The organism is Lentilactobacillus farraginis DSM 18382 = JCM 14108, from assembly GCF_000583655.1.
GTDB lineage: Bacteria > Bacillota > Bacilli > Lactobacillales > Lactobacillaceae > Lentilactobacillus > Lentilactobacillus farraginis.
In genome coordinates, this window is record NZ_BAKI01000067.1 from 1 (window position 1) to 7,720 (window position 7,720).

Genomic DNA, 7,720 nt, shown 5'->3' on the forward strand with positions numbered 1-7,720 from the left:
CAGGCTTCAATCTTTTTTTATTTCTCAGGTTGAAATGGACGAAAAATAATAGCTATATTTTGTTAAATAGTACCAACAATAAGTTACGAAAGTATTAAGTTTATAGCAACAAAACGACCGTTCGATTAAATTTGAGCTTAAAAATAACTGTTTTTTCAACAAAGTGGTACATTAAAGGTGCGGCAAGAAGTGTCGTGTAATTATATCTTGGGGGTATATTAATTATGAAACTAAATACAAAGAAGTCGTTATATGTCGGCTTGGCAGCCTTGTCAATGGTTGCGGCAACTGGTTTTGCTGCAACTAACGCGAGTGCCAAAACCTACGCGACAGTAACGTCAAATTCAACGTTAACGACCGACCCAACAACCCGTAACGTGGCAACCAACGGCACCAATGCTTTATATACAAAAGCAGGAACGCTGCGTGGTGCCCGGGTGGTTGCCGGAAAAGCAACACTAGCACAATATGGCAGCTCAAACAGTTCGCAGCAATATTTCCGGGCTTACCGGGTGGCAACCACCAACCGGGGATCCGTTTACTACAAGGTAGTTTCCTTTAACGGTAATCTGAGAGGTTGGATTTACGGCGGTCAATCAACATCTGCTTTTGGCGGCGGTATTTCATCAGCTAACACAATGACCCAGGCCAGCCTGCCTTCAGTTACCAAGGGTTATACGTTAACCAACGTTGCCAAGAACTCACTTTGGTTAATCCAAAGTGGAGCCAATACAAAGCCCAACCAGCTGATATGAGCGGCTATAAGAGTGGTGACACCTTTACAATTACGGGTGCCGCAACCAAGACCCGTGAAGGCTGGTTATATTATCAGGTAACTGATGATAATAATTCGGCGGTTACCGGTTGGGTATTTGCCGGTGGCTTGACTGCACCAACAACGCAACCATCTACGCCAACGACACCAACAACAACGCCTACCAAGGATAATAGTATTCAAATTGTTTATCTGAATGCAGGTGGTCAACAAGTCGGCCAGACTTATAACTGGATTATTCAAAACAGCGACTTGAAGTCCGGTGCCAAATTGACAAATGGTGCTAAATTAGGCGATATCTTAACCAATCCGGCTGCGTTGACCGATGCGGCTAATAAGAATGTACCATCTGGTTATACGATCAGCAAGAGTCAGCCGAATAACCCGGTTGCCAATGTAACGGTTGGTAGTAATTACACCGTTTATGTTGATCAAAAAGTCCAAAGCTACACATCTCAATTGAGCTATTATGATTCCGACAGCGGCCAACCGATTTCGAGCTCGTCATTGGTTGAAGGCATTTATCCGGTCTTTAATGATACTGACAAGGCGGTGTTTACAAGTTCGACGCAGGGTCAACTCCCGGCTTCGGTCTTTGATAATAACGTCTTTAAGACCGGTAACCTGGCTACCTTGACAGGTAACGCGGTTAATATTGGCGGCAAGCTTTTGACACCAACATGGAATTTTGACGCAACAAAGACAAAGCAGGCAAACGCCAATGCCAAGTACGGCGATACGGTTAAGCTTTATTACAAAGCCAACCCGCTTTCTTAATAATAATTCGTTAAGCAAAAACGGCATCCAAATCGGAGGCCGTTTTTTAGTTAAAATGGATTTAAACTGCTTTGACAATGAAAAGTTGGGCATTGAAGTCTTGAGACGTTTCACCATTCGGCTTGATAGTCGGTACAAAATAGCCGGCGTTCATTAATTCGTCACCGTAATAGGTTTCGGAATCATCGTTAACCCGATATTCCCGGTCCGGATCAAGTCCGGTGAAGTAAAAGCGGGTGTAAGGTGGATTAGGCTGATTTAATAACTGATAGCGGGCTGCGATTGCCTGCTTTTGATCATTACTGACCACCTGCCAACTAATAACGTTGCCCTTGCCGACAAAGGGACTGTCAAGCCGATAGAATTTACCGAATTGAAGCAGATGACGGTGTTGCTTGTAAAAGGCAACCTGTTCTTTAATTTGGGTAAGCTCAGTCGGCGACATTTTCGTAATGTCCAACTCGTAGCCAAAATCACCGAATAAGGCAACGGCGCCACGGGTTTTTAGCGATGTAACACGGCCAACCTGATCATTTGGAACAGCAGAAACGTGGGCGCCCATCATTGATTGTGGATAACCATAGGAGGTCCCAAACTGAATCAACATACGTTCAGCAGCGTCGGTATCATCACTGGTCCAGGCTTGAGGTGCGTAGTACATTAACCCAAGGTCAAAGCGACCGCCGCCGGAAGCGCAGGACTCGAAAAGAACGTCGGGATAGGCTTTGGTCAGGCGATCGTAGAGCTGGTAAACGCCCAGGATATAGCGGTGCGGCATTTCCAATTGCTGGGCCGCAGTTAATTGTGAGCTGAACATTTCGGTAATGTGGCGGTTCATGTCCCATTTGATGTAGTCTAACTTGGCTGATTCGATCATGTGACTTATTCGATCATATAGGTAGTCAATCACGTCCTGCCGGGTCATATCGAGGACAAATTGATGACGTCCGGGGGTTGGCGTTGATTTTGGATCGTGGATCATCCAGTCGGGATGTTTTCGATAAAGGTCACTGTCGATTGAAATCATTTCCGGTTCAAACCAAAGTCCGAATTTCATGCCAAGCTCGTGTACCTGTTGGCTGAAATGTTCGATCCCGTTTGGAAACTTCTTTTTATCTACAAACCAATCACCCAAAGAAGTTGTATCATCATCCCGATGACCAAACCACCCGTCATCCAGAACAAACATTTCAATGCCGAGTTGGTGGGCCTGATTGACGATTGTCATCAGCTTGGCTTCGTCGAAATCAAAATAAGTGGCCTCCCAATTATTGATCAGAATTGGGCGATCCTGATGGGTAAACCGGGGATTAACCAAGTGTTGACTGTAAAAATCGGCCAACTGCTGGGAAAGCTGATTCATGCCGTTACTTGTATAACTTAAGACGCTTCCGGTGTCTGAAATGATGCGCCTGGTCCAAGCTGCCAGCCAAATTCATCCGGATTAATCCCGGTTAAAATGCGACTGGTATTATATTGATCAACTTCAATCGAATCCAAAAAATTTCCTGAATAAACAAGATTGAAGCCAAAAGCAGCCCCTTGTTGATCGGTAGTTTCTGGTCGCACCAGTATCATGAATGGATTTTGCTGGTGACTGGATGATGTTCGCAGGCTGCTGATACTCTGAATACCGGGACGTAAATGATTTCGATACAGATGCCGTTCCTTGGCCCAGGTACCGGAAAATTGAATCAGATCGTAATTATCGTCTGGCAGATCCAGCTGAGAGCTAAGCGCCCGGTCAATTACCAATTTTTCCGAACTTGGGTTGGTGAAAGTGGTACTTCTGACGATGACATCTTGGTGTGGAAAAAGACTATAATTCAGATCAACTGTTAAGCCGGTAATCTGATCCTTAAAAGAAATAATCAGCGTTTGAGCATCGTCATCCGTATCATCAAAGGTTGACGGTAGGCCGGCCAAACGCTTTTTACCGGCTGATAATTGATAATGGTCATATTGCAGTTCAGTAATTCGACTGCCATTTTTTTGAGTAATTTGGAAAGCGGGATATCGGAAATCACCCTTTCCAAGACTTGAATATTCGGCTTTGATTGCTGCCGGTTGAAAATTAGGAGCGGCTTCGCTTAAAGAGGGATTGTCATCCCGCCATTCTTTTGAAGTGAGATTTTGATATGCTGGTTGAACGTGAATTTTACGGCCATAGTAAATTTGACCGGCTTCACCGTTTTCCATAATTTGAAAAATATAACTGGTGTGATCAGTTTGAAGGTGGAAAATCAGATTTGCTTCATTAACGTGAATTGTCATAGGAGCCATCCTTTCAAAATTGGGCATATGCGTGACGATAAATATCAGTCATCTGCCTGTTAAAATTGGTTACATCTCTAAGGTAACCGTTTTCAATACTAAACTCAACTAAAAATTTTGAAATATCAATTTCTAGCGTTTTTTAAAATTAAGTTCCATAATATAACTACGCTAATACAATTCGAGGAGGCATCATCATGTCAATTCTAACTGAAACATATCCATTGAATAACGGAATTCAAATTCCCAAGGTTGGTTTTGGCACCTGGCAGATTCCAGGCGGCCAACCGACTTATGACGCGGTAACCGTGGCTTTAAAAGCGGGGTACCGTCACATTGATACGGCTAAAGCTTACCGAAATGAAGAAAGTGTCGGCCAAGCGATTTTTGATTCCGATGTTGATCGGGAGAATGTTTTTGTAACCTCTAAATTACCAGCGGAAACTAAAACCTATGATGGCGTCATCGAAGATTTTCAGTCTACGATGAAAGCACTTGATTTTTCCTATTTGGATTTGTATCTGATTCATGCGCCGTGGCCGTGGGCGCAACGGGGATCAACTGAATATGATGAGGCTAACCGCGAAGTTTGGCAGGCAATGCAAGATATCTATAACAGTGGTAAAGCCAAAGCAATTGGTGTTTCGAACTTTAACGTACACGATTTACAAAATATCTTAGAGGTGGCCGATGTTAAGCCGGCTGTTAATCAGATTCGGTACTTTGCCGGCTATACGGAGCCGCAAATCACCAAGTTTACCAAGGATAACGGTATTTTGGTGGAGGCTTATTCGCCATTGGCAACCGGAGCACTGTTCGAAAACCAGGATATTCAGGATTTGGCTACCAAGTACGGCGTTAGTGTTGCCCAATTGGCAATCAAATTTGTCCTGCAGAACGGTGTTTTGCCATTACCGAAGGCGGTCAGTGAGGCCCATATCAAAAACAATACCCAATTAGATTTCGAAATCAGCCCGGAAGATATGCAGCGTTTGGATAATCTGAGTGGGAGTGACTTTGGGTAGAGTGTGAAAAGAAACGGTTAGCTTCCAGAATATAAAGCGCCTTACCAGATATTTCGGTTTTTGGAATATTTGGTAAGGCGTTTTATATGGCCGGAAGCTGTTTCTTTTCACACGTTTCGGCTCGGTTGCCGAAAAAGTGTTGGGGCTTATATGGCCGGGATCAGTCTTGTGGAGCACGTTTCGGCTGGGATGCCTGAAACGGCCAGATATTTCGGTTTTTGGAATATTTGGTAAGGCGTTTTATATGGCCGGAGGCTGTTTCTTTTCACACGTTTCGGCTTGGTTGCCGAAAAAGCGTCGGGGCTTATATGGCCGGGGTCAGTCTTGTGGAGCACGTTTCGGCTAAGGTGCCGAAAAGCAAAAACAATCCAAGTTATTCTGAAATCGACAACCTCACAAATCGGCTGAATGACGATAAGAATCAATCCGTCTGGTTCGCAGCAGCATGCCGTTAATACCGTCATCCAAATAATGACGTAAGTTGGTAACTTCATCATGAAGGTTGATTGGACTGCCGGGCTGTAAAAAGCGCTTTAATTCAGCTAAAAGCGTTCGGCTTAAGAGTGCTTGGAGAAAGTTACAATAATCATTGCTGATCGGCAACTGTTCTTTTTGGCTAAGATCGGTAAAGATGTTGCCGATCATTTGGCGAAGGTGGTTGGCGATGACATTTTCCGGGGCATTTTGTTGATCAAGGATAATCACTTTCTGATAAAACAGGCGATTATTTTCAAAGTAGGTCATCATCTTCAAAAGCGTTTGTGGCCAATAACGATAGGTGTTACAGTATTTGACGGCTTCATTAATTTCGGTTGTATAGATCCAATCGAGAACAGCGTACTTATCGTGGAAATAGTCGTAGAATGTTTGGCGTCTTAAATTGGCAGTCACCATGATATTTGTGACTGAGATCGATTCAAACGGCTGAGAAATTACCAATTGCTTAGTGGCTTTGGCGATTTTTAATTTGGTCTTTGAAATCATTTTAGGCCCTCCTATGATGTTATAACGCGATTAGCGGACAATTGCGCCTAGTTGTCCGTTTTATTGCCATTTTTTCTGGCTATTATTGGGTATGTAATCAATTTTAGAAAGGAAGCGTGTCATTAATGGCAACAGTTTTAATTCTTGGCGCAAATGGAAAAATTGCCCGATTAGCGGAAAAAGAACTTTTGGCCCGGACAAACCATCATTTAACGCTATTTTTACGAAATGCGAAGCGGTTAGCACCGGCAGATTCCAAGCGTGAAACGGTGGTGGAAGGGGATGCTACCGACCCGGCAGCGCTTCAAAAGGCGATGGTTGGCACTCACATTGTGTACGCAAACTTGGCCGGGAAGAATATTGAACAGCAGGCGAAGTCGGTTGTCAATGCAATGGATAATACCGGCGTAAAGCGCTTAATTTGGATTTCCACGTTAGGGATTTATGACGAGGTCCCCGGTAATTTTGGTAAGTGGAATCATCAAATGCTGGATGGTGGGTATTTGGAAACCTACTCAGCTGCGGCTAAAGTTATTGAAGCTTCTGACTTAAATTATACGCTGATTCGACCGGCTTGGTTGTCCAATAAGGATCTTATTAGCTATGAGACAACCGAAAAAGGAGAACCATTTAAAGGAACTGAAGTTTCCCGCAAAAGTGTTGCGGACTTTATCGTGCGCCTGATTGATGATCCCAGCAAAGAAATTCGGCATTCGGTCGGTGTCAACCAGCCGAATACGGATGGTGACAAGCCATCATTTTATTAATTTTAGTTGGTGAAAAGATAGTATCTGGGACAATTTTTTGAAATTTAAGGATTTTAAGGTTGAGTTAAGGTAGAAACGATATTCTTTAGACATTAAATATTCAGGGTGTTTAAGCAAATGATTTCTTCTGATGATACCCCTACTCCAAGCGAAAATGTATTTGAAGATGATAAACCCTTAATACCCCCGCTCTGAATATTTAGGAAAATGCAATGGACAGTTAGATACCCGATATAATAACTCGCCCCAGATAATTACTAATACCAATACTTTCTAACGAATACACACCCTAGTTACATTTTCCCTTAAGTTGGTCCTGCAAAAGCGGGGCCTTTTTCTATTGGTTAAAAAAGCCGTGTTTGCCATAATCCTGAAAGTGGCTGAGCACGGTTTTTATACGTTTAAGTGATCGAATTTAAAATCGTTTTGTGAAATCGTCCTAATTTAAGTTTGAATTAAGTTGAACCAGCTAAAGTATTCAATATCAAGTAGCAATGGCAGCACAAGCAACAATTATTTCTAGAAAGCCAAAAATAATTTATATTTAAGTTTCAATTAAGCTAAAGGTTATATATTATAGACAATCGATAAACGGTTAACTAAAAGTTGACTGTTAAAATTACCCGGAAATTAACGAAAGGATGGTTTATTAATGACATTGGCCGTTAAAAGACGAATAAAATCAAAGTTTAAATACGATTGGAAGGCTGGAAAAAATAGCCGCTTGGTTGTGTGGAGCTGTTACTAATTAAAGCGGCAGGTACCTGACTTGGGTTAATTCAGTTCGAGAGCTGAAACCTGAACACGCCAACGAAGACATTGAAAGGAGTGATGCGATGGTAGTTGACTGGTTACAAGATGCCGCCTAGTGCATCCAAATGACTCACCCCTCAAATAATCAAAAAATTCAAACGATTTCTTAACTAACTTTATGATAGATAACCCTTCAATATATAAAATGAAAACTCTTCCCTCAAGGCCTTGTGAACACAGGGCCTTTTCTTATGGATAGGTATCTGTTCTCTTCTCAGCGAATGTACTGATGGATAATATCCACAATAACACGAAGCACCAACTCTTAGTGAGGTGTTGGAATTAAAAATGAGATCTCAGGCTTG

The 7,720-nt window shown here is 42.7% G+C and carries 5 protein-coding genes and 1 pseudogene; 4 read left to right on the top strand and 2 right to left on the bottom strand.

Annotation, left to right across the window (positions count from 1 at the left end; genetic code table 11):
- Positions 1-224: 224 nt before the first annotated feature.
- Positions 225-755 carry a hypothetical protein gene (locus tag JCM14108_RS15645; protein WP_237745841.1) on the top strand — a complete coding sequence of 177 codons (531 nt, stop codon included), beginning with the start codon at positions 225-227 and terminating at the stop codon, positions 753-755.
- Positions 707-1,552, top strand: a complete 846-nt coding sequence (locus JCM14108_RS15650) for a hypothetical protein (RefSeq protein ID WP_237745842.1) — start codon at positions 707-709, stop codon at positions 1,550-1,552. Before JCM14108_RS15645 ends, JCM14108_RS15650 begins: the two co-directional genes overlap by 49 nt.
- A gap of 61 nt (positions 1,553-1,613) precedes the next feature.
- Here JCM14108_RS15650 and JCM14108_RS13170 read toward each other — a convergent pair.
- A pseudogene (locus JCM14108_RS13170) lies at positions 1,614-3,826 on the bottom strand (alpha-galactosidase).
- A gap of 197 nt (positions 3,827-4,023) precedes the next feature.
- On the opposite strand from JCM14108_RS13170, the gene JCM14108_RS13175 reads away from it, so the two are divergent.
- Positions 4,024-4,851, top strand: a complete 828-nt coding sequence (locus JCM14108_RS13175; RefSeq protein WP_035181396.1) for an aldo/keto reductase — start codon at positions 4,024-4,026, stop codon at positions 4,849-4,851.
- Positions 4,852-5,244: 393 nt separating this feature from the next.
- Here the strand turns inward: JCM14108_RS13175 and dhaS are convergent, their stop codons facing one another.
- On the bottom strand, positions 5,245-5,835 hold the full coding sequence (dhaS, locus tag JCM14108_RS13180; protein ID WP_035181397.1) for a dihydroxyacetone kinase transcriptional activator DhaS: 591 nt from the start codon (positions 5,833-5,835) through the stop codon (positions 5,245-5,247).
- Positions 5,836-5,960: 125 nt separating this feature from the next.
- On the opposite strand from dhaS, the gene JCM14108_RS13185 reads away from it, so the two are divergent.
- Positions 5,961-6,602 carry an SDR family oxidoreductase gene (locus tag JCM14108_RS13185; protein ID WP_035181399.1) on the top strand — a complete coding sequence of 214 codons (642 nt, stop codon included), beginning with the start codon at positions 5,961-5,963 and terminating at the stop codon, positions 6,600-6,602.
- Positions 6,603-7,720: the final 1,118 nt, after the last annotated feature.